The organism is Streptomyces sp. CoH27 (genome assembly GCF_020181035.1).
GTDB classification, from domain to species: Bacteria; Actinomycetota; Actinomycetes; order Streptomycetales; family Streptomycetaceae; genus Streptomyces; species Streptomyces camelliae.
Genome location: NZ_JAIQYY010000014.1, coordinates 169,197 through 191,078 on the forward strand (window position 1 = coordinate 169,197; position 21,882 = coordinate 191,078).

Sequence of the window (21,882 nt, forward strand, 5' to 3'; positions counted from 1 at the left end):
CACCGGCCGTCAGAGGCCGCGGGCCGCGCTGGACGCCCCGAGCGCGGCAAGGGTGAAGCCGTCGCGCAGCTCTCCCGCGCGGATCGCCTTCGCGATCTCGCCCGGACTCCACCAGCGCGCCGCGGCGACCTCGCCGTCGCCGGACGCGCCGGGGCGCAGCGGGGCGTCGCCCGGAACCGAGACCTCGACGACGGCGACCTCGTTCTCCAGCATCCCGGAGTCGACGTCCAGGAACGCCACCGCAGCCGCCGCGGAGCCCACCAGTCCCGTCTCCTCGGCCAGTTCGCGCAGCGCGTCCGAGACAGGATCCGTCTCGCCGAAGCCGCGCGGCAGTTCCCAGGCCCACCGGCCGATGGCCGGTCGCCACTGGCGGACGAGCAGAATGTCGTCACCCCGCCGTGCCAGCACCACGACTCCCGTACGGCCGCCCCCCACCCGGACGCGGTGCTGGACGGTCTCGGCGCCGGACGGCGAGCGGTAGGTGTCGAGGTAGACCTCGCACCACCGCCCGCCGTCGGCGTCGGTGTAGGCCTTGTGGGTGTGCGTGCGCGGCGCCTCAGTGTCCATGGGGCCCTCCTGGTATCACTCCAGGAAGCTCTATCACGTCGTACCGCCCCCGGAAGTCGGTCAGCCGGGTCACACCGGCCGCTACGGCCGCCACGACGACCGGTGTGAGCGCTCCGCCCGCGCCGGCCGCGAACACCCCGGACGTGCCCTGGCCGAGCAGGCTGGTCGCCAGGCTGATCCCGCCGCCCGCGACCATCTGAGCGGTGACCCCGTGTGCACTGTGCACGAACCGCTGGAGTCGGCTCACCGACACCTCGTCCACGCCGGCGGCCGGCGGCTCCTTCGTACGCCCTGCGAGCAGGTCGCCCACCTCCTGCAGGGCGGCCAGGTCACGCCGGTCCCACCAGGCGGCCAAGGCGTCGGCCGCGTCATCCGTGTACCGCTGCCATTGCTCACCGCTCATCAGGCCGAGCCGCAGCTCGAACCGGGTCGGAAAGATCACGATCGGCGTCTGCTCCACGAGCGCCGCCGCCTCCCGGCGCCGGACGCCGCGTCGCGGCGAAGCCAGCCCGAGCAGGCAGCCTTCGCTCACCGCGATGGCTCGGTAGTACGTCTCGTCGAAGGACTCGCGCAGCGTCTGTGCGTCCGCTTGCGCCTTGGGGTCGCCGGAGCGCAGCAGGGGGTCCAGGCTTTCGTACAGGCGGCTGCGGCTGGGCAGGCCGTTCACGTCGAACTCCCCGCCGGTCCAGGCGGCGAGCACCGCCCTGCCCTCGGCACTGGCCGCGTCCTCGGGGCGTGGCGGGGGAAGCAGCGCGTAAGCGGTCGCGTAGTCGGCCGGCGTCAGGGGGCTGACCTCCAGCAGGCCGTGCTCGGCGGCCTCCAGCCAGTCGCCCCACCGGGCGACCGTGCGCCGCCGTAGCGGGGTGTCGAGGACACCGGTCGCCGCCAGCAACCGGTCCGCCAGGCCGACCGGCCCCTCCGCGGCGAGGGCCGCGGCGGCGGCCTCGCTGTCCGCGCGGACGGCCAGCTCCCGCTGGAGTCGCAGGCACTGTTCGTCGGGGATCGGCAGGGAGGAGAAGAGGAAACCGGTCGAGAGCATCGCGATCAGCTGCCCGGCCAGGTCCGCGTTGCGGGAGTTCACCCGGATCGGCAGGACGCCACCCCCGCCGATCGCCCGTATCGCCAGCTCGTCGAGGAGCGCGGCGGGCCGGAGCGCGGCGAAGGCGGCTCCGTCGAGCAGTTGGGGGTAGGTCAGGAACAGCGTGCCGCCCTGGAGGACCTCCCAGCGCAGTCGGCCGAGCAGCTCGGCCCGCCCGAGGGCGGTCAGCCGCTCCATCGGGGCGGCGGCCCCGGCCGCTTGGGCGCTCAGCGTGGCCCGCTGCCGGACGCTGTCCCACCCCGTGCTGAGGACCGCGGTCATGTGCCCGCCCCTTCTGTCGCGTCCATACGTGAGCCAGTTCAGCATGCACCGATCAACGGAACAACAGTCGTTCGGCACCGGGATGCCCCAGGACGGCGGGCACGGCGTCGGGGCGACCGGCCCGATTGTCGCAACCGTGCTACGGAATGCAGGCCGACGTCACCCGCAAAGGTGGGGACTTTAAGGTGATTGCCGTCGTTGGGGAGTGTGAAGGGGCGGCGGGGACCCTGGGGAAGTCACGGAGGAACTGAGGCTGTGGGCAACAGAAGGCGCGTCGCCGAGCGACGCAGGACGACCCGACCCGCCGTGGTCGGCGGGATGATCGCCGTGGTTGTCGCCGGCTCCGGGTTCGCTGTCTATGCGCTGACCGGCGGTGGGGCGTCGGCCGACGACCGCGCCTCCGCCGGGGCCGACCACAAGGCGGTCAAGACCGGTCCGCTCAGCGCCGCCGAGGTCCGCGCGGCCTCCACCCGCTTCCTGACCGCCTGGCAGCAGGGCCGGGTCTCCGAGGCGGCCGCCGCCACGGACGACGCCCCGGCCGCGACCACGCTGCTCTCCGGCCTCGCCAAGGACGCCCACCTGAAGGGCGTCACGCTCACCCCGGGTGCGGCCACGGGCGCGAAGGTGCCGTTCTCCGTCAAGGCGACGGTGTCGTACGACAAGCTCAGCAAGCCGCTGGCGTACGGCAGTTCGCTCACCGTGGTGAGGCGGGCGAGCGACGGCGTGCCGCTGGTCGACTGGCACTCCTCGGTCGTCCACCCGGACCTGCAGGACGGTGACACGCTCGTCACCGGCGAGTCCGGCACCCCGCCCGTCAAGGCCCTGGACCGCGACGGCGGCGAGCTGACGGCGGCCAAGTACCCCTCGCTGGGCCCGGTGCTGGACGGGCTGCGCGAGAAGTACGGCAAGACGGCGGGCGGCAAGGCGGGCATCGAGCTGCGCGTGGTGCGCGGCAAGGCCTCGCAGAAGGCCCAGCTGTCCGACAAGACGCTGGTGGCACTGAGCCAGGGCACGCCGGGCACGGTGAAGACGACGCTCGACCCCACCATGGAAGCGGCCGCCGAGCAGCAGGTGGCCAAGAAGTCGCAGGCGTCGGTGGTGGTGCTGCGGCCGTCCACGGGCGAGATCCTCGCGGTCGCCAACAACGGGCACGGCTTCAACGTCGCCTTCCAGGGCTCCCTCGCGCCCGGCTCCACGATGAAGATCGTGACGTCGACGATGCTGTTCGAGAAGAAGCTCATCACCCCGGACGCCTCCCACCCCTGCCCCAAGACGTACAAGCTCGCCGGCTGGACGTTCCACAACGACGCCGACTCCGAGATCAAGCAGGGCACGTTCAAGGAGAGCTTCGGCGCCTCCTGCAACAACGCCTTCATCGACTTCGCGCCGAAGCTGTCCGACGACGACCTGACCAAGGAGGCCCAGCAGGTCTACGGCCTCGGCATGGACAACTGGGCCATCGGCGTGCCCTCGTTCGACGGCTCCGTGCCGGTGCAGAGCGGCGCGCAGATGGGCGCCTCGCTGATCGGGCAGGGCGGGGTGCGGATGAACCCGCTGAACATGGCGTCGGTGGCGGCGACGGTCGAGGCGGGCTCCTTCCACCAGCCGTACCTGGTGGCGCCCTCGGTGGACAACCGCACGCTGGCGAAGGCCACGCGCACCCTGTCGGCGCAGACCCAGTCCCAGCTGAAGGACGTCATGCGGTTCACCGCGGACTACGGCACGGCGGCCAAGGCGATGGCGGGCATGAGCGGGGACTACGGCGCCAAGACCGGCTCCGCCGAGGTCGACGGGCAGAAGAAGCCCAACGGCTGGTTCACCGCCTACAAGGGCGATCTGGCCGCCGCGGGCGTGGTCCAGGCGGGCGGCCACGGCGGCGACACCGCCGGACCGATCGTGGCGGCTCTGCTGAAGATGGGCGGCTGACCGGCCCCGGCCGGTCAGCCCCGCACGGGCTCCGCGGTGTAGGTACGGCGCAGAAATCTGAGCAGCGCCTTCGACTCGAACTGGACCACCTCGACACCGTTGTCAGAGTGGAACTCGACAACGGCCTGCACGCGCCCGCACGGCCACACCCGTACGTCGCCGCTCTCGGCCGGGACCCGCAGTCCTCGCTCCAGCAGCGCGCGCGAGAAGGTCCACTCGTGGGCGCCGGGCAGGTCCACCCGCACCGATCGTGGATCACTGTCGGGGTCGTACCGCAGCACCACCGGTACGGCCCCAGGATCCTCCTCGTCCGTGACGATGTGGGCGCGGGCGTACTGTTCGACCACAGACATCGGACCGCCCTCTCACGCTGAGTGACCATTATCGGAAGCTTTCCATCCGCTTCCTCTCCAATGTGCCATATTTTCCGGTTTGCGCCTTTCGGGGCGGCCGATCTCACGCACAGCCAGCGGATCGATCGGCACTCGTTTTCACGAATGCATGGTTCTTGCAAAGTCTTCGCAACAAGCCTCTAAAATCGAATCGTGCATGTACCTGACGGATTCATCGACGCCCCGACCTCCGCCGTCACCGGAGTGGTCGCCGCCGGCGCCCTCGCGGTGAGCCTGCGCGGCGCCCGCCGTGAACTGGGGGGCACCTCCCGCGCTGGGGGCACCTCCCGGCGCGCGCTGTGGGTGACCGGCCTGGTCACCTCCTTCGTGCTCGCCGGTTTCGTCAGCTTCTACGCCTCCTCGAACCCCGACGGCCTGGAGAAGGTCGCGCACGACAAGGGGATCGACCAGAAGACCGAGCAGCACGCGACGGCCGGCTCCCCGCTCGCCGACTACGACGTCAAGGACATCTCCGACGCCCGGCTCTCCGGCGGCCTCGCGGGTGTGATCGGCGTCGGGGTCACGGTCGTGGCGGGCAGCGCGGTGTTCTGGGCGGTGCGCCGGCGCACCACACCGGCGCCGGGCGCCCGCGACTCCGCGGTCTCGCCCGTGAACACGGGGCTGTGACGTGGGCGCCGGACACACCCATCGCCTCTACCGGCACGGGCACTCCCCCGTGCACGCCCTGCCGCCGCACACCAAGCTCGCCGCCGCCCTCCTGTTCGTCGTGGTCGTGGTGTCCACCCCGCGCGAGGCGATGTGGGCGTTCGCGCTGTACGCCGTCCTGCTCGCGTCTGTCGCACACCTCGCGCGCGTGCCCGCCGGATTCCTGCTCCGACGGCTGCTGATCGAGGTGCCGTTCGTGGCGTTCGCGGTGCTCATGCCGTTCGTCGCGGAGGGCGAGCGGGTGCACGCGCTGGGCCTCTCGCTCAGCGTGAACGGACTCTGGGGCGCCTGGAACGTGCTCGCCAAAGGCACGCTCGGCGTCTCCGTCTCCGTGCTGCTGGCCGCCACCACCGAACTGCGCGCCCTGCTGCTCGGGCTCCAGCGCCTGAAGCTCCCGCCTCTGCTCGTCCAGATCGCGTCCTTCATGATCCGCTACGGCGACGTCATCACCGACGAGATGCGCCGGATGCGCGTCGCACGCGAGTCGCGCGGTTTTGAAGCGAGGGGCGTGCGGCACTGGGGCGTGCTCGCCAAGTCCGCCGGCGCGCTGTTCATCCGCTCCTACGAGCGCGGGGAGCGTGTGCACCTGGCCATGGTGAGCCGCGGCTATGCCGGTGCGACGCCGGTCATCGACGAGGTGACCGCGTCCGGTGCGCAGTGGCGGTACGCCCTCACGCTCCCCTGCACCGCCCTCGTCGTCTGCCTGTCGGGATGGATCCTGTGACACCTTCGTTGGAAGTGGCCGGACTGGCCTTCGCCTACCCCGACGGCCACCAGGCGCTGTTCGGCGTCGACTTCACCATCGCGCGCGGTGAACGCGTCGCGCTGCTCGGCCCGAACGGCGCCGGCAAGACCACCCTGGTCCTGCACCTCAACGGCATCCTGAGCGGCGGCACCGGCACGGTCACGGTCGCCGGGCTGCCGGTCGGCACCCAGCACATGGCCGCCGTCCGGCAGAAGGTCGGCATCGTCTTCCAGGACCCGGACGACCAGCTCTTCATGCCGACCGTGCGCGAGGACGTGGCCTTCGGCCCGGCCGCCGCCGGCCTCAAGGGCGCGGCACTGGAGGAACGGGTACGGCACGCCCTGGAGCGCGTCGGCATGCGGGACTTCGCCGACCGCCCGCCGCACCACCTGTCCTTCGGCCAGCGCCGCCGGGTCGCCGTGGCCACCGTGCTCGCGATGGAACCGGAGATCCTCGTCCTGGACGAGCCCTCCTCCAACCTCGACCCCGCCTCCCGCCGCGAACTCGCCGACATCCTGCGTTCCCTGGGCGTCACGGTCCTCATGGTCACCCACGACCTGCCCTACGCCCTGGAACTGTGCCCCCGTTCCCTGATCCTCAGCGACGGCGTGATCGCAGCCGACGGCCCGACCGCCGGGCTCCTCTCCGACGAGGACCTGATGCGGGCTCACCGACTGGAGCTGCCGTTCGGGTTCGAACCGCGGGCGCGTCCGTGAGAATGGGGCGCGTGACGCCTCAAGACGACCGAGACGACGAAGAGGCCGCCGGGTCGCTGCTGCTGGACGATCAGCTGTGCTTCGCGCTGTACGCGGCACAGCGCGCCGTGACCGCCGCGTACCGTCCACTTCTGGACGACCTCGGGCTCACCTACCCCCAGTACCTCGTGCTGCTGGTCCTCTGGGAGCACGGCGAGACCAGCGTGAAAGAACTGGCGCGCGCCCTGCGCCTGGACTACGGGACCGTCTCGCCGTTGCTGAAACGGCTGGAGGGGGCGGGCTTGGTGCGCAGGGAGCGCGCTGCGGACGACGAGCGCGCTGTGCTCATCGCATGCACCGAGCGCGCGGAGGGACTCAGGCAGCGCGCGGCGCGCGTGCCCGGCGCACTGCTCTCCACGACGGGGCTCAGCGCCCAGGAGGTGGCACGGTTGCGCGCCGAGTTGTGGCAGCTCACCGAGCGCGCCGACACCGCGGCCGACCGGCGCCGAGGTCACTGAGCTCGCGTTACCCGCGGTTGCCCACCCCTGCCCGCGTCCACTGACCTACCGGCCAGTACCTTGTGCACGATGTATTTGTGCGCCACTTGTTCTGTGGAAGGCCGGCCATGACCGAGGACTCCGCCGTCGACACCCGTCCGACGAAGATCATGTACGTCGCCGAGGCCACCGCCCACGGCGGCCGGGACGGCTTTGTCACCAGCCAGGACGGCCGGCTCGCGCTGCAGGTCGCGATGCCTCCGGAGCTGGGCGGCGACGGCAACGGCACCAACCCGGAGCAGCTGTTCGCGGCCGGTTACAGCTCCTGCTTCCACAACGCGCTGATCCTGGTGGGCAACCGCGCGGGCTACGACCTGACCGGCTCCACGGTGGCCGCGAAGGTCGGCATCGGCCCGAACAAGCAGCGCGGCTACGGCCTCGCGGTCGCCCTCAGCGTCTCCCTGCCGGTCCTGGACGCCGACCTGGCGGCCAAGCTGGTGGACGCGGCGCACGAGGTCTGCCCCTACTCCAACGCGACGCGCGGCAACATCGACGTAACGATTCTGCTGGGCTGATCCCACCAAGGAATCACAGGCGCGTGGCCGGTGTTGCACGCACTGTCGCAGGCGATGGGACGGTGTGGGAAAGGACGGCGGACGTGGACGTGAACGGCACTGTGGCCGAGGGCTTCGAGCCGGTCAGGGAGGCGTTCGCCGCGAACTTCGCGCTGCTCGGGGAACGCGGCGCGGCCGTCGCGGTGTACCGCGACGGGCACCGGGTCGTCGACCTGTGGGCAGGCGCGAAGGACGTCGACGGCACGGCCGGCGAGGGCCCCTGGGAGCACGGCACCGCGCAGATCGTGCGTTCCGCCACCAAGGGTGTCGCCGCCGCCGCGCTGCTGCTCCTGCACCAGCGCGGCGAGCTGGACCTGGACGCCCCGGTCGGCACGTACTGGCCCGAGTACAAGGCGGCGGGCAAGGAGCACACCCTCGTCCGGCACCTGCTCGCCCACCGCGCGGGCGTACCCGTGCTGGACCGCCCGCTGACCCCGGCCGAGGCCGCCGACCCCGACCTGGGCGCCGCGGCGGTCGCCGCGCAGGCGCCGGTGTGGGAGCCGGGCACGGACCACGGCTACCACGCCCAGACCTACAGCTGGCTCACCGGCGAACTGCTCCGGCGGGTCACCGGCCGTCCGGTCGGCGCGTGGATCGCGGACGAGATCGCCGCACCCGTCGGCGCGGATCTGTGGCTCGGCCTGCCGGAGTCGGAGCACGCGCGCGTGGGCCGCGTCGGACCGGTCGAGGCGCCCGAGGCCGCGGGCGCCCTGAAGACGCGCCCCAAGCGCGCGGTGGCCGAGGCCTACGCCGACCCGGACTCCCTGACCCGGCGCGCGTTCGCCGCGATCACCCCGCTGCCCGACGAGAACGACCCCGACTACCGCGCGGCCGCCCTGCCCGCCTCCAACGGCATCGCCACCGCCGACGGGCTGGCCCGCTTCTACGCCTCACTCATCGGCGAGGTGGACGGCGGCATGCGTCTGTTCACCCCGGAGACGACGGAGCTGGCCCGCGCCGAGCAGTCGGGAGGCCAGGACCGGGTCCTGGTGGTGGGCACCCGGTTCGGCCTCGGCTACATGCTGCACGGCGCCGCGTCCCCGCTCCTCTCCCCCGGCTCCTTCGGCCACCCGGGCCGGGGCGGCGCCCTCGCCTTCGCCGACCCGGAGACCGGCGTCTCCTTCGGCTACGTCACCAACGGCTTCAGGAAGAGCGTGACGGCGGACCCGAGGGCCCAGGCCCTGGTTCGAGCGCTGCGCACGGCACTCGCATAGGGCGCACGCCCAGGACTTCACGCCGGGGCGCGCGCCCAAACGGTGTCACACGTTGATCGGATGCGAGGTCCGCCCGGACTCCGCGTCGATCTCCCCATGAGCCTTGGTCAGCAGTTGCATGGCCAGTTCGTTGAGGGCACGTGCACCGGCGATCTCCTCGCCGACCCGGGGCTGGTTGGGGTCGACGCGGTGCCGGGTGGCGTGGCCGTGCGCCCGTACCTCAGTGCCGTCGGGCAAACGCACCAGCGCCGCAGCGCGCGTGTGCTGATCATCCTCCGTGAACTCCAGCTCGACATGCCATCCCACAGCTGTGTGCATCATGACGATCACCTCCGAGAACCGCTGCTTCCAGGGTGCGCCCCAGCACCCCGGCCCGTCATGTCGACGACGCGACGCGCCCTACGCGCCCTCCCCGCTCTTCTCCCCGAAGCTGGCGAAGTACGCGGCAGCCATGTCCTCGTCCGCGTGGCCCTGGGCCGCGGCGCGGGCGAGCCGTTCGGCGGTCGCGGCGGCCACGTCGAGCCGTACGCCCCCGTGCTCGCCCGCCGCCACGATCAGCCGGGCGTCCTTCACGGCGGTGGCCACCGCGAACGACGGCGGGGACAGCTTGCCGTCGAGCACCAGCGCGGCCTTGGCCCGCAGGTAGCCCATGTCGAGCGGGCCGCCCTCGATGAGGTCGAAGAAACCCTGCGGATCCACGCCGAGGGCCTGGGAGAGGGCGAGGACCTCACCGGCCGCGGCGGTGGCGGCCAGCACCCAGCTGTTGGCGACCAGCTTCAGCCGGCTGGCGCTGCCCGCCGCACCGTCGTCCCCGGTCCACACGGTCTTCGCGCCGACCGCGTCGAAGACGGGTGTGACCGCCGCCCGCCCCTCCTCGGGCCCGGCGGCCAGCACGGTCAGCTGACCGGCCTCGGCGGGCTGGCGGGTACCGAGGACGGGGGCGTCGTAGAAGACGAGTCCGTGTTCGCGGGCGAAGGCGGCCAGGTCGGTGAGCAGGTCGATCCCCGCGGTGGTGCACTGCGCCCACACCATGCCGGGGCGCAGCGCCGGGGCGGCGTCGCGCATGGTCTCCAGTGCGGTCGCCCCGTCGTAGAGCATCGTCAGGACGACGTCGGCGCCCTCGACGGCCTCGGCGGGCGTGCCGGTGACCCGGGCGCCGTCGGCGGCGAGCGGCTCGGCCTTCTCCCGTGTCCGGTTCCAGACACGCACCTCCAACCCGGCCCGGCACAGGTTGCGGGCCATGGCGGCCCCCATGATGCCGGTGCCCAGCACACTGACGGTCGGTTTGCCGGTCATGAACGGCCCTGCCTCTCACGTCGTGGGATCGAACTGATCATTCGTAACCACCCACCACCCAACACCCACCACCCACCACACCCCTACCCGGCGTGCAGCATCAACCCGATCCCCACCACCAGCAGTCCCGCCGCCGCGATCCTCGGCGTACCGAAGCGCTCCTTGAAGAACACCGCGCCGATCGCGGCGCCGACGATGATCGAGGATTCGCGCAAAGCGGCGACGGGGGCGAGTTCGGCGCGGGTCTGGGCCCACAGGACGAGGGCGTACGCGGCGACGGACAGGGTGGCGCCGAGGAGGCCGAGGGCGGCGTACGGGCGGAGCAGCCGGACCGTGTCGGCACGCGCGCGTGCGTACATGTACGCCGGGATGACGACGCCCTGGACGGCCATGAGCCAGGCGATGTACCCGAGCGGGGAGTGCGCGGCGCGTACGCCGAGGCCGTCGATCACCGTGTACGCGGCGATCGTCAGGCCGGTCGCCAGGGCCGCGCCGATCGCCGCCCAGTGCGGCCGGCTGCCGCGCAGCCCCCACAGGCTCACACCGGTGAGCCCCACGCAGGACACGGCGATCCCGGCCAGCGCCCAGCCGCCCGGCACCTCGTGCGCGAACACGGCCGCCAGCACGGTGACGACCAGCGGCGCGGAGCCGCGCGCGAGGGGATAGACCTGCCCGAAGTCGCCCAGCCGGAAGGACGTCATCAGCAGGGCGTAGTAGGCGATGTGCACGACCGACGAGACCAGCAGGTACGGCCAGGCGGGCCCGGCCGGGAGCGCTGTGAACGGCGCCACGGCGAGCCCGATCAGCACCCCGCCCCCGGAGATCAGGGTGAACCCGACGAGCTTGTCGGTGATGCGGTGCGCGATGGCGTTCCAGCCGGCGTGGGTCACGGCGGCGCACAGGACGGCGGCCGTGACGAGCGGCGTCACGCGCTTCGCTCGCGCACGTCCACCACGGCGGCGCCGGCATGGGTCACGAGCGCCGCCGGCTCGATCGGGAAGACGGTGTACGGCGTTCCGGCCGCCGCCCAGACCACGTCGTGCGCGAGCAGCGAGCGGTCCGCGAGGACACGCGTGCGCGTGCGGTGCCCGAAGGGCGGGACGCCGCCGATGGCGTACCCGGTGGTCTCGCGTACGACACCGGCGTCGGCCCGGGTGACCTTCCCCGCGCCCAGTTCCTCGCGCACCCGCTCCACGTCCACACGCGAGGCGCCGTCCATCAGGACGAGCACCGGGACGCCGTCGGCGGCGAAGACCAGCGACTTGCAGATCTGGCTCAGCTCGCAGCCGATCGCGGCGGCGGCCTCGGCGGCGGTCCGGGTGGCCTCCGGGAACCGCCGGGTCCGCGCGAGGACGTCGGCCAGGCCGAGCGCCCGCATCGCTTCGGCGAACCGGGGGTTGGCTCCGGAGGCTCCGGTGTCAGTGGCGGTCGTCGTCATGCGGGCACGCTACGGCATCGTTCCGGCCGCGCTCACGAGGTTTTCACGGACGCGGAAAGAAGCCGGTGAGGGTGCCCTGTCCCCACGGATCCCTCACCGGCCGGCCCTTGTAGTCCTTCTGGACTACAAGCGGTACGTCACGCGCGTACCAGCTCCTTCTCCTCGTCCGGATCGGCGTCCTTGCCGTCCGCCGAGGACAGCGTGCGCAGGCCCTCGCCCTCGACGTCGACGTTGGGCAGCGCGCGGTCGAGCCACTTGGGCAGCCACCAGGCCCGCTTGCCGAGCAGGGCGAGCACCGCCGGGACGATCGCCATGCGGACGATGAACGCGTCGAAGAAGACGGCGATCGCGAGGCCGAAGCCGATCATCTTGATCATCGACTCGCTGGAGCCGATGAAGCCGGAGAAGACGGCGATCATGATGACGGCCGCGGCGGTCACGACCCGCGCCCCGTGCCGGAAGCCGGTCACCACGGCCTGGGTCGGCTTCTCGCCGTGGACGAACGCCTCCCGCATCCGGGTCACGAGGAAGACCTCGTAGTCCATCGCGAGGCCGAAGACGACGCCCACCATGAAGATCGGCATCATCGACATGACCGGGCCGGTCTCCTCGACGTTGAACAGGCCGGACAGCCAGCCCCACTGGAAGACCGCGACCACGGCGCCCAGGGCCGCCGTCACGCTGAGCAGGAAGCCGAGGGCCGCCTTCAGCGGGACGAGGATCGAGCGGAAGACCACGATCAGGAGGAGGAAGGCCAGGCCCACGACCAGCGCCAGGTACGGCAGCAGCGCGTCGTTCAGCTTCTGCGAGAAGTCGATGTTCATCGCGGTGGAGCCGGTGACCAGGACCTTGGAGTCGGTCTGCCGCTTGATGTCCGCGCCCTTGTCGCGGATGGCGTGCACCAGGTCCTCGGTGGTCTTGGCGGACGGCTTGGAGTCCGGTACGACCGTGATGGTCGCGGTGTCACCGGCCTTGTTGGCCACGGCCGGGGTGACCGTGACGACGTCCTTCATGCCCTTGATCTCGTCGCCGACCTTGGTGAAGGCCGCCTTCGGGTCGTGGCTGTCCTTGGCGTCGACGACGATCATCAGCGGGCCGTTGAAGCCCGGTCCGAAGCCCTCGGAGAGCAGGTCGTAGGCGCGGCGCTGGGTGGTGGAGGTCGGCTGGGCGCCGTCGTCCGGGAGGCCGAGCTGGAGCGAGGCGGCCGGGACCGCCGCCGCGCCGAGGCCGATCACGCCGAGCAGCAGGACGGCCACCGGGCGCCGTACGACGAAGCTCGCCCAGCGGGTGCCCATGTTGGGGCGGCCCGGGTTCTTGGGCGGACGGCCGCCGCCGAGCAGCTTGCTCTTCTCGCCCATCGGCTTGATCCTGCGGCCCGCGTAGCCGAGCAGCGCCGGGATCAGCGTCAGCGCGATCAGGACGGCGATGGCGACCGTGCCCGCCGCCGCGATGCCCATCTTGGTCAGCATCGGGATGTTGACGACCGACAGGCCGACCAGGGCGATGACGACGGTCAGGCCCGCGAAGACCACCGCCGAGCCGGCCGTGCCGACGGCGCGTCCGGCCGCTTCCTCGCGCTCGCGGCCCTCGGCCAGTTCGGCGCGGTAGCGGGAGACGATGAAGAGGGCGTAGTCGATGCCGACGGCGAGGCCGATCATCGAGGCCAGGGTGGAGGTCGTGGAGCCCAGGTTCAGGGCGCTGGCGAGCGCGGTGATCGTGGAGACGCCGATGCCGACGCCGACGATCGCGGTGAGGAGCGGGAACCCGGCCGCGAGCAGCGAGCCGAAGGTGATGACGAGAACGACGGCGGCGATCGCGATGCCGATGATCTCGCTGGAGCCGGTCGACGGGGCCGCGGTCAGCGCGTCACCGCCGATCTCTACGGTCAGCCCGGTGTCGCGTGCGTGCTGTGCGGCGTCCTTCAGGGCGTTCTTGGAGGAGTCCTTCAGCTCCATGCCGGAGACCTTGTACTTCACCGAGGCGTAGGCGATCGAGCCGTTCTTGCTGACGGCGTGCCCGGCGTAGGGGTCGGCGACGGAGACGACCTCGGAGCCGCTCTTCAGCTCTTTGACGGTCTTCTCGACGGCCGACTTGTTGCCGGCGTCGGTCATCTTCTCGCCGGCCGGCGCCTTGAAGACGACGCGCGCGGTGGCGCCGTTGGCGCTCATCCCCGGGAAGCGCTGTTCCAGCAGGTCGAAGGCCTTCTGCGCCTCGGTACCGGGGATCGAGAAGGAGGTGCTGCCGGCAGCCGGCGCGGAGGCGGCGCCCACCCCGGCGAGGACCAGCAGCGCCACCCATATGAGGGCGACGAAGTGCCGTCGCCGGAAGGCGAGACGGCCGAGTCGGTACAGGAACGTGGCCATGGAGGCGTACTCCCGGTCAGGTCGTTGGGTTGATCAGGGCAGGGGTGGTCAGCCCGACGACGTGAGCGGTGACGTCAGATGGTGGGCTTGCTGGGGAGAGAGATCAGTCGGTGGAAACGCCGAGGGCGGGGAGGACCACGGCGTCGATGTACGACATGAGGAAGGCCTGCGTCGGTGGCAGTTCGTCGATCATGGTGCGGGCGGCGAACCCTCCGAGCATCATGTGCATCATGAACCCGATCGCCGGGTTGTCCGCCTGGACCTCACCCCGGTCGACGGCCCGCTGCACCACACGGCGGAACGACGCCAACTCCGGCTCGATCAGATGGTCCCGGAACGCCCGCAGGAGGTCCGGGTTGCTGTGCACCGCCATGGCCAGACCCCGCATCAGGGCGGAGTTCTGCTCCATCTCGCAGTCGTCCGAGCGCAGGGTGAGAGCGTGCAGGTCGCCCTTGAGCGACCCGGTGTCGATCTCGTCGAGGCCGATACCGCCCGGCTTGCGGTGCCGCACCGCCTTCGCGACCAGCTCGGCCTTGCCGCCCCACTGGCGGTAGAGCGTCGCCTTGCTGGACTTGGTGCGCGCGGCCACGGCGTCCATGGTGAGGGCGTCGTAGCCGACTTCCCGGAGCAGGTCGAGCACGGCCTCGTACAGCTCGGCCTCACGCTCGGGCGTGATCCGACTGCGACGCCCCGTTGCGACGACCTCGGTCATGCCACTCACCTTCCGGCTCCGACGGCCTCCTGTTTCGTACACCATGAACATACCCTGAGAGCATGCGAAACGAAACCGTTTCGTACGTGTGTTGGGTCACGGTTGTTCGGTTTCCATAAGCCACACAAGTTGCTGGTGCCGTTTGAGCGGAAAAGCATGAGTAGGTGAGCTATCTGCGCCTTCCCCACCTCTGCGGCGACCTCCTGTGCTTCGTGGCCGAGGACGACCTCTGGCTGGCCCCCCTCGACTCCCCGGGCCGCGCCTGGCGCCTCACGGCGGACCGCACCAAGACCGGCCACCCGCGCTTCTCGCCCGACGGCCGCCATATCGCGTACACGACGTGGCGCAGCCTCGACCCCGAGATCCACCTCGTCGGCGTCGACGGCGGCCCGGCACGGCAGCTGACGTACTGGGGCAGCTCCGACACGCAGGTCTGCGGCTGGACCCCGGAAGGGGACATCCTGGCCGTGGCCTCCCACGGCCAGCCCTTCTCCTATTTCACCTGGGCCTACAAGGTCCCCACCGACGGCAACCCCGGCGCGCGGCTGCCCTGGGGCCCGGTCACCGACATCCAGGTCGCCGACCTCGCCGACGGGCACAAGACCCTCCTGCTCACCGGCACCCCGCCGCACGAACCGGCCTCCTGGAAGCGCTACCGCGGCGGCGCCATGGGCCGCCTCTGGCTGCACGGGCAGCAGCTCGTACCGGACATCGGCGGCCATCTGGCCAGCCCCATGTTCGTCGCCGGCCGCGTCGCCTTCCTCTCCGACCACGAGGGTGTCGGCAACCTCTACTCCTGCGCGTACGACGGCACCGACCTGCGCCGGCACACCGACCACGACGCCTTCTACGCCCGGCACGCCTCCACCGACGGCACCCGTGTGGTCTACCAGTGCGCGGGCGACCTGTGGCTGGTGGACGACTTCTCCCCGGGCGGCGTGCCGCACAAGCTCGACGTCCGGCTCGCCGGGCCGGCCACCGGGCGCCGCCGCTACCAGGTGCCGGCCGCGCAGAACGTCGACGGCATCTCTGTGGACGAGACCGGCCGGGCCAGCGCCGTCGTCGTACGCGGCAGCCTGTACTGGCTCACCCACCGCGACGGCCCCGCCCGTACGATCGCCGACACGCCCGGGGTCCGGGTCCGGCTGCCGGAGATGCTGGGCACGACCGGGCAGGTCGCGTACGTCACCGACGCGGAGGGCGAGGACGCCGTCGAGATCGCCCAGCTCCCCCGCGCGTCCGGCGACCGCGCCCCGCGCCGGCTGGCCTCCGGGGAACTGGGGCGGGTCCTGGAGCTGGTCTCCGACCCACTCGGCGAACGGCTCGCCATCGCGTCGCACGACGGACGGCTGCTGCTGATCGATGTGGCGGAGGAGCCGGAAACGGCAGACGTCGGCGGTGAGTCGGGGGAAGCTGGTGAGTCCGGTGACTCTGATTCTGTAGACACTGGTGTCACTGGTGTCACTGGTGTCACTGGTGTCACCGATGTCGCCGTTGTCGGCGAGCAGGTGACCGAGCTGATCCGCTCCATCAATGGCCCCGTCCGTGACCTCGCCTTCTCGCCGGACGGCGCCTGGCTCACCTGGTCCCACCCGGGCATCGGCCGTTCCCTGCGCCAGATCAAACTGGCCCGCATCAAGGACCGGCTGATCGTGGACGTGACCAACGGCCGTTTCGAGGACGAGAACCCCGTCTTCACCCGCGACGGCCGCTACCTCGCCTTCCTCTCCTGGCGCGGCTTCGACCCGGTGTACGACGTCCACACCGGCGACCTCTCCTTCCCGCTCGGCTGCCGCCCGTACCTCGTCCCGCTGAGCTCGGCGACCCCCTCCCCCTTCGCCCTGACCCCCGAGGGCCGCCCGGCGGCCGGCGGGCTGGACCCGGCCGAGGACGAGGAGACCGGCGAGGCCGGCACGGTGACCGTGGAGGTGGAGGGCCTGGAGAACAGGGTCACCCCGTTCCCGGTCATCGCCTCCAAGTACTCGGCGCTGTACCCGGTCGCGGGCGGCGGCCTGATCTGGCTGCGCTGGCCGATCTCCGGCGCGCTCGGCGAGACCTTCGCCAACCCGGCCGACGTCAGCGGTCGGCCGACCCTGGAGTACTTCAACATCACCAAGGCGAAGAAGTCCGAACTGGTCGACCATCTGGACTGGTTCGCGGTGAGCGGCGACGGCACCCGGCTGGTCGTCGTGGACGAGGGCGAGCCGCGGGCAGTGCCCTCCACGGAGATGGGCGACGGCGACACGACCGTCTGGATCGATCTGCGGCGCATCCTGCACGAGGTCGACCCGCCCGCCGAATGGCGCCAGGCCTACGAGGAGGCGGGGCGCATCATCCGCGGCTACTTCTGGGACCCGGGCATGTGCGGCATCGACTGGGACGCGGTGCTCGGCCAGTACCGCCCGCTGGTCGAACGGGTCGCCTCCCCCGACGAGTTCGCGGATCTGCTGCGGGAGGTCCTCGGCGAACTGGGCACCTCGCACGCGTACGTCACGGCGGCCCGCCGCAACGAGGGCCCGCCGCACTACCAGCGTCGGCAGGGCCTCCTCGGCGCCGACTTCGTCCACCGTGACGCCGGCTGGACCGTCCGGCGCATCCTGCCCGGCGACTCCTCCGACTCCCGGGCCCGCTCACCGCTGGCCGGCACGGGCATCCGCGAGGGCGCCGTGCTGACCCACGTCGACGGCCGCCCGGTCGACCCGGTGACCGGGCCGTATCCGCTGCTCGCCGGCTCCGGGGGGACGACCGTGGAGCTGACGTTCACCCCGGCGGAGGGCGAGGCGGGCCGGCCCCGGCGGGTCGCGGTCGTCCCGCTCGTCGACGACCGGCCGCTGCGCTACCAGCACTGGGTCGCCAAGCGCCGTGAGGTGGTACGGGAGCTGAGCGGCGGCAAGTGCGGCTACCTGCACATCCCCGACATGGGCGGCTCCGGCTGGGCCCAGTTCAACCGCGACCTGCGCATGGAGGTGTCCCGGCCCGCGCTGATCGTGGACGTGCGCGGCAACGCGGGCGGGCACATCAGCGAACTCGTCATCGAGAAACTGACCCGGACGATCCTCGGCTGGGACCTGACGAGGGACGCGCAACCGGTGTCGTACACCTCGAACGCGCCCCGCGGCCCGGTGGTCGCGCTGGCCGACGAAGCGACGTCGTCGGACGGCGACATGATCACGGCCGCCTTCAAGCTGCTGCAACTCGGCCCGGTGGTCGGCACCCGCACCTGGGGCGGAGTGGTCGGCATGACCGGCCGCCACCGCCTGGGCGACGGCACGGTCATCACGGTCCCGATGAACGCGGCCTGGTTCGACGCCTACGGCTGGTCCGTGGAGAACCACGGCGTCGCCCCCGACCTGGAGATCATGCGCACCCCCCTGGACTGGGCCGAGGGCCGCCACGCCCAGATGGACGATGCCATCCAACTGGCCCTGGAGCTCCTGGAGTCCGCTCCCGCGGCCATTCCCCCGGACTACAGCGACGCCCCGAACAGGGCCCGTCCGAAACTCCCCCCGAGGGGCCGGTAGACCACCCCGGACGAGGGGCCAGCAGACCACCCCAGGCGAGGGGTCGGTAGACCACCCCGGAACCCAGCGCAGGGCGCCCTCCACAAGGAAGGGCGCCCCACGCCGATCGGTCAAAGCCGAGCGCAGCGGTTACGCGTCGTAGTCCCGGTCGAACCGGTCCTCCATCTCGCGCTCCGTGTCCTCGATGTCGCGCAGGTTCTCGTGCGGCTGGCGGCCACGCTCGCCCTGCGGCTGCTGGCCCTGCCGGCCGCGCTGCTGCTGACCCTGCTGACCGCGCTGCTGACCGGCCTGCTTGGCCTGCTTGGCCTGCTGCTTCATCTCGTTGGCCTTGCCCTGCGTCTGGTCCTTCATACCCATGTGGGTTCACTCCTGTGGTGAGTGAGTGGGGGAATCGGCCCCTTGGTGGGGCCTCGACCAGATTCACACGGGCCGCGACGGAGCGCATGTGGATCAGTTACGGTGCGTAGCGCGCGCCGCTTCGTCGGCCGCCCCGCCCGCGCCCACGAGCCCCGAGCGCATCCCCTGCAAGCGGGGCGCGAACCGCTGCATCTCGCGCTGCCCGACGGTCCCGATGAGCGCCGGCAGATATCCGCGCACGCCCTGCATCCCGCGCAGCCACCACTGCCCGTACACGTGCGCCGAGCGGCGCTCGATCCCGGCCACGATCCGGTCCACGGCGGGGCCGAGCGGGTACGTCTTGTTCGACGGCCAGGGCAGCCGCTGCCGCAGTTCCCGCATGACGTCGTCCTGGTCGGCGCCGCGCACCATGTCGGTGTCGGTCCACGACAGGTAGCCCACGCCGACGCGCACGCCCTGGTAGCCGACCTCGGCGCGCAGACTGTGCGCGTACGCCTCCACGCCCGACTTGGAGGCGCAGTACGCCGTCATCATCGGCGCGGGGGTGATCGCGGCGAGCGAGGCGATCTGCAGCAGATAACCCCGGCTCTCGACCAGCACCGGCAGGAACGCCCGCGCGGTGACCGCCGACCCGATCAGGTTCACCTCGATCACCCGCCGCCACGCCTGCGGATCGGAGTCGATGAACGGACCGCCCGTCGCCACACCGGCGTTGGCGACCACGATGTCCACCTTCCCGAACCGCTCCTTCACCTCCCGCGCGACCCGGCTCATCGCCTCGTGGTCGGTGACGTCGGCGTACCAGTACGCGCTGTCGCTGTGCAGCCGCCCGGACACCTCCTTGAGGGCTTCCTCCTCCAGCCCGACCAGCGCGACCCGCGCGCCGCGCGCCGAGAGCTTGCGCGCCAGCAGCTCACCGACGCCGCGCGCCGCTCCGGTGACGACCGCGACCTGTCCTTCGAGGCTGACCCTGCTCATGCGCCCTCCTTGAGCTGCGCCGGGGTGGAACCGTGTTCGGTGACGTACGTGGTGACGAGTTCCCGGATCCGGCCGGTCACCAGGTCGGGAGCCTCGATCGGGGACATGTGCCCGACGCCGGTCAGCTCGGTGAGACCGACGCACTTCGGCAGCGCGGCGACCAGCGCGCGGGCGTGCACAGGGGGTGTGAGCCGGTCGGACGCGCCGTGCACCACCGCGGTGGGCGCGTGCAACTCCCGTACGCCGTGGTCGAGATCGAGCGCCGCGAGTACACCGGCCCACGCGTGCCGTACGCCGCGTGGGCAGGCGTGCACGATCCGCGCGCAGGCCTCCACCATGTGCGGGGCGGAACCGGCGCCCATGGTGGCGTACTTGAGGATGCTCTTCGCGACCGGCGTGACCGGCCCGAGCGGGGCGCGCGAACCGAGAATGCGCCCTGTGAGCCACGTACGCACCCGCCCGGCGCGCATCGGCACCACCCGCGACTCCTCGACCAGCCCCGAACTACCCGTGCTGCACAGCAGGACGGCGGCCGCGTGTTCCCGGAAGCGGGGGCGCGTGGCCGCGGCCATGATGGTCATCCCGCCCATGGAGTGGCCGACGATCAGCGCCTTCTCACCGGGTGCGAGCGTCTCCGCGAGCACCGCTTCGAGATCGTCCGCCAGCGCGCGAGTGGTGCACGCGGAGCTCGCGGGACTGCGCCCGTGCCCCCGCTGGTCGTACGCGATCACCCGGTGGTCGGCCGCCAGGTCCCGTATCTGCGCCGCCCAGAAGGCGGTCGAGCAGGTCCAGCCGTGGGAGAGGACGACAGGGGGCGCGTTCTCGGGCCCGTGCACCTCGACGTGCAGCCGCGCGCCGTCGGCGGAGACGACGGTGAGTTCACGGGAGGGAGCGGGCGGGGTGTAGCGGCCGTCGGCGACGGGGGCGGGGGCGGGGGCGGACCGGCTCATGCGGCACCCTCGCTCCGCGGCGCGGCGGCCACCGTCGTCCGCACGGCCGTACCGGCCGACGTGCTGTCGGTCTTCCGGAGGACCTCGTACTCCCCCAGGTCCACCCGCCGGGTCGCGCTGCGGAACTCGGACGTCGTACCGGGCCAGATGGTGGTGTTGCGGCCGCCGGCGTCCAGGTACCAGCTGGTGCAGCCGCCGGTGTTCCACACGGTCCGCTTCATGCGCTCCTGGACCCTGTGGTTCCAGGACTCGACGGCGGCGGGCCGGGCGTCCAGGGCGGTGCGGCCGCCGAGGACGTCGAGCTGACGGAGATAGTCGGCCATGTAGTTCAGCTGGGACTCGATCATGAGGATCATGGAGGAGTTCCCGAGGCCGGTGTTGGGCCCGATGATCGTCATGAAGTTCGGGAACCCGGCCGCGGCGGCGCCGCGCAGCGCCTGCATGCCGTTCTTCCAGGACTCGGCGAGCGTGATGCCCTCCGCGCCGACCACCCGCTCGGCGATCGGCATGTCTGTGACGTGGAAGCCGGTACCGAAGACGATCGCGTCGGCCTCGGCCTCGGTGCCGTCGGCCGCGACGAGCGTCGAGCCGCGGATCTCGCTCAGCCCACTCGCGACGACGTCCACGTTCGGCCTGGCCAGCGCCGGATAGTACGCGCTGGACAGCAGGATCCGCTTGCAGCCGATGCGGTAGTCGGGGGTGAGCTTGGCGCGCAGGGCCGGGTCCTTGATGGCGCGGGCCATGTTGCGCTTGGCGAGCAGTTCGACCAGGCCGAGTTCGTCGGGGTGCTTGGTGAACGCCTGGACCTGAAGCTCCCGGATGCCCCACAGCAGCCCGCGCCGCGCCTGGGTGGTGAAGGGGAGCAACCGGTGCAGCCGGCGTTCGGCTCCGCTGATGGCGCGGTCCACGCGGGGCATCACCCACGGCGGCGTGCGCTGGAAGAGGGTGAGCCGGCCGGCCTGCGGCTGGATCGCGGGCACGATCTGGATGGCGGAGGCACCGGTGCCGACCACGGCGACACGCTTGCCGCCCAGGTCGTAGTCGTGGTCCCAGCGGGCGGAGTGGAACACCTTGCCGGGGAAGGACTCAAGTCCCGGGATCTCGGGGATCTTCGGGTCGGACAGCGGCCCGGTGGCGGAGACGACGACGTCGGCGGTGAGCGTGCCGCGCGTGGTCTCGATGGTCCACCGCAGGTTCCCGGTGTCCCAGCTCATCAGCTTGACCTCGGAGTCGAAACGGATGTGCGGGCGCAGCCCGAAGACATCGGTGACGTGCTCCAGGTACGCCCGGATGTGCTGCTGCCCGGAGAAGGTGCGCGGCCAGTCGGGGTTGGGTGCGAAGGAGAAGGAGTAGAGGTGGGAGGGCACGTCACAGGCGCACCCGGGGTAGCTGTTGTCCCGCCAGGTGCCACCGACGCTGTCGGCGCGCTCCAGGACGACGAAGTCGGTGATCCCCTCGCGGCGCAGCCGCACGGCGGCCCCCAGCCCGCCGAACCCGGACCCGATCACCGCCACCCGTACATGTTCGTGCTCGGCCATCCCGAAGCCTCCACGCATCGCCTTCGACTCTGCCAGTGAACACTGGCGCAATG

Annotated in this window: 20 protein-coding genes and 1 pseudogene; 8 read left to right on the forward strand and 13 right to left on the reverse strand. The window is 71.7% G+C overall.

Features of this window, described 5'->3' with window-relative positions:
• Positions 1-9: 9 nt before the first annotated feature.
• Both LE548_RS24840 and LE548_RS24845 read right to left on the reverse strand, forming a co-directional pair.
• Positions 10-567: an NUDIX hydrolase gene (locus LE548_RS24840; RefSeq protein WP_225099161.1), complete on the reverse strand. Its 558-nt coding sequence runs from the start codon at positions 565-567 to the stop codon at positions 10-12.
• Positions 557-1,927: a hypothetical protein gene (locus tag LE548_RS24845; protein WP_225099162.1), complete on the reverse strand. Its 1,371-nt coding sequence runs from the start codon at positions 1,925-1,927 to the stop codon at positions 557-559. The genes LE548_RS24840 and LE548_RS24845 overlap by 11 nt, the downstream gene beginning before the upstream one ends.
• Before the next feature lie 255 nt (positions 1,928-2,182).
• Between LE548_RS24845 and LE548_RS24850 the strand changes: the two genes are divergently transcribed.
• Positions 2,183-3,853 (forward strand): penicillin-binding transpeptidase domain-containing protein, encoded by a 1,671-nt coding sequence (locus tag LE548_RS24850; RefSeq protein ID WP_225099163.1) that lies wholly within the window; start codon positions 2,183-2,185, stop codon positions 3,851-3,853.
• 14 nt (positions 3,854-3,867) lie between these two features.
• Here the strand turns inward: LE548_RS24850 and LE548_RS24855 are convergent, their stop codons facing one another.
• Positions 3,868-4,206 carry an SsgA family sporulation/cell division regulator gene (locus LE548_RS24855; protein WP_225099164.1) on the reverse strand — a complete coding sequence of 113 codons (339 nt, stop codon included), beginning with the start codon at positions 4,204-4,206 and terminating at the stop codon, positions 3,868-3,870.
• A 312-nt stretch (positions 4,207-4,518) separates the two neighbouring features.
• On the opposite strand from LE548_RS24855, the pseudogene LE548_RS24860 reads away from it, so the two are divergent.
• The 6 genes and pseudogenes from LE548_RS24860 to LE548_RS24885 form a co-directional block, all read left to right on the forward strand.
• Positions 4,519-4,872: pseudogene (locus tag LE548_RS24860) on the forward strand (PDGLE domain-containing protein); the annotation flags it as partial.
• Between the two features lies 1 nt (position 4,873).
• Positions 4,874-5,635: a cobalt ECF transporter T component CbiQ gene (gene cbiQ, locus LE548_RS24865; protein WP_225099165.1), complete on the forward strand. Its 762-nt coding sequence runs from the start codon at positions 4,874-4,876 to the stop codon at positions 5,633-5,635.
• Entirely contained in the window at positions 5,623-6,372 is a 750-nt protein-coding gene (locus LE548_RS24870; RefSeq protein ID WP_225099166.1) for an energy-coupling factor ABC transporter ATP-binding protein, read from the forward strand. Before cbiQ ends, LE548_RS24870 begins: the two co-directional genes overlap by 13 nt.
• Before the next feature lie 2 nt (positions 6,373-6,374).
• Positions 6,375-6,869, forward strand: a complete 495-nt coding sequence (locus tag LE548_RS24875) for a MarR family transcriptional regulator (RefSeq protein ID WP_225099242.1) — start codon at positions 6,375-6,377, stop codon at positions 6,867-6,869.
• A gap of 107 nt (positions 6,870-6,976) precedes the next feature.
• Positions 6,977-7,423, forward strand: coding sequence for an organic hydroperoxide resistance protein (locus tag LE548_RS24880; RefSeq protein ID WP_225099167.1), 447 nt, complete (start codon positions 6,977-6,979; stop codon positions 7,421-7,423).
• A gap of 83 nt (positions 7,424-7,506) precedes the next feature.
• Positions 7,507-8,676 (forward strand): serine hydrolase domain-containing protein, encoded by a 1,170-nt coding sequence (locus tag LE548_RS24885; protein ID WP_225099168.1) that lies wholly within the window; start codon positions 7,507-7,509, stop codon positions 8,674-8,676.
• Between the two features lie 45 nt (positions 8,677-8,721).
• Here the strand turns inward: LE548_RS24885 and LE548_RS24890 are convergent, their stop codons facing one another.
• From LE548_RS24890 to LE548_RS24915, 6 genes are all read right to left on the reverse strand, one after another.
• On the reverse strand, positions 8,722-8,997 hold the full coding sequence (locus LE548_RS24890) for a DUF1876 domain-containing protein (protein WP_225099169.1): 276 nt from the start codon (positions 8,995-8,997) through the stop codon (positions 8,722-8,724).
• A gap of 78 nt (positions 8,998-9,075) precedes the next feature.
• Positions 9,076-9,972: an NAD(P)-dependent oxidoreductase gene (locus LE548_RS24895; RefSeq protein WP_225099170.1), complete on the reverse strand. Its 897-nt coding sequence runs from the start codon at positions 9,970-9,972 to the stop codon at positions 9,076-9,078.
• 83 nt (positions 9,973-10,055) lie between these two features.
• Positions 10,056-10,901 carry an EamA family transporter gene (locus LE548_RS24900; RefSeq protein WP_225099171.1) on the reverse strand — a complete coding sequence of 282 codons (846 nt, stop codon included), beginning with the start codon at positions 10,899-10,901 and terminating at the stop codon, positions 10,056-10,058.
• Complete coding sequence (locus LE548_RS24905) at positions 10,898-11,410, reverse strand: YbaK/EbsC family protein (protein WP_225099172.1); 513 nt, start codon at positions 11,408-11,410, stop codon at positions 10,898-10,900. The genes LE548_RS24900 and LE548_RS24905 overlap by 4 nt, the downstream gene beginning before the upstream one ends.
• A gap of 137 nt (positions 11,411-11,547) precedes the next feature.
• Positions 11,548-13,773, reverse strand: coding sequence for an MMPL family transporter (locus LE548_RS24910; protein ID WP_225099173.1), 2,226 nt, complete (start codon positions 13,771-13,773; stop codon positions 11,548-11,550).
• 103 nt (positions 13,774-13,876) lie between these two features.
• Positions 13,877-14,485, reverse strand: coding sequence for a TetR/AcrR family transcriptional regulator (locus LE548_RS24915; RefSeq protein WP_225099174.1), 609 nt, complete (start codon positions 14,483-14,485; stop codon positions 13,877-13,879).
• A 164-nt stretch (positions 14,486-14,649) separates the two neighbouring features.
• Between LE548_RS24915 and LE548_RS24920 the strand changes: the two genes are divergently transcribed.
• Positions 14,650-18,006 carry a S41 family peptidase gene (locus LE548_RS24920; protein WP_225099175.1) on the forward strand — a complete coding sequence of 1,119 codons (3,357 nt, stop codon included), beginning with the start codon at positions 14,650-14,652 and terminating at the stop codon, positions 18,004-18,006.
• 129 nt (positions 18,007-18,135) lie between these two features.
• Here LE548_RS24920 and LE548_RS24925 read toward each other — a convergent pair whose 3' ends face one another.
• From LE548_RS24925 to LE548_RS24940, 4 genes are all read right to left on the reverse strand, one after another.
• The gene (locus LE548_RS24925) at positions 18,136-18,363 is read right to left on the reverse strand and encodes a hypothetical protein (protein WP_225099176.1); all 228 of its coding nucleotides are present in this window, start codon (positions 18,361-18,363) and stop codon (positions 18,136-18,138) included.
• 93 nt (positions 18,364-18,456) lie between these two features.
• Positions 18,457-19,341, reverse strand: coding sequence for an SDR family oxidoreductase (locus tag LE548_RS24930; protein ID WP_225099177.1), 885 nt, complete (start codon positions 19,339-19,341; stop codon positions 18,457-18,459).
• Positions 19,338-20,291: an alpha/beta fold hydrolase gene (locus LE548_RS24935; protein WP_225099178.1), complete on the reverse strand. Its 954-nt coding sequence runs from the start codon at positions 20,289-20,291 to the stop codon at positions 19,338-19,340. The genes LE548_RS24930 and LE548_RS24935 overlap by 4 nt, the downstream gene beginning before the upstream one ends.
• Positions 20,288-21,829: an NAD(P)/FAD-dependent oxidoreductase gene (locus LE548_RS24940; protein WP_225099179.1), complete on the reverse strand. Its 1,542-nt coding sequence runs from the start codon at positions 21,827-21,829 to the stop codon at positions 20,288-20,290. Before LE548_RS24940 ends, LE548_RS24935 begins: the two co-directional genes overlap by 4 nt.
• Positions 21,830-21,882: the final 53 nt, after the last annotated feature.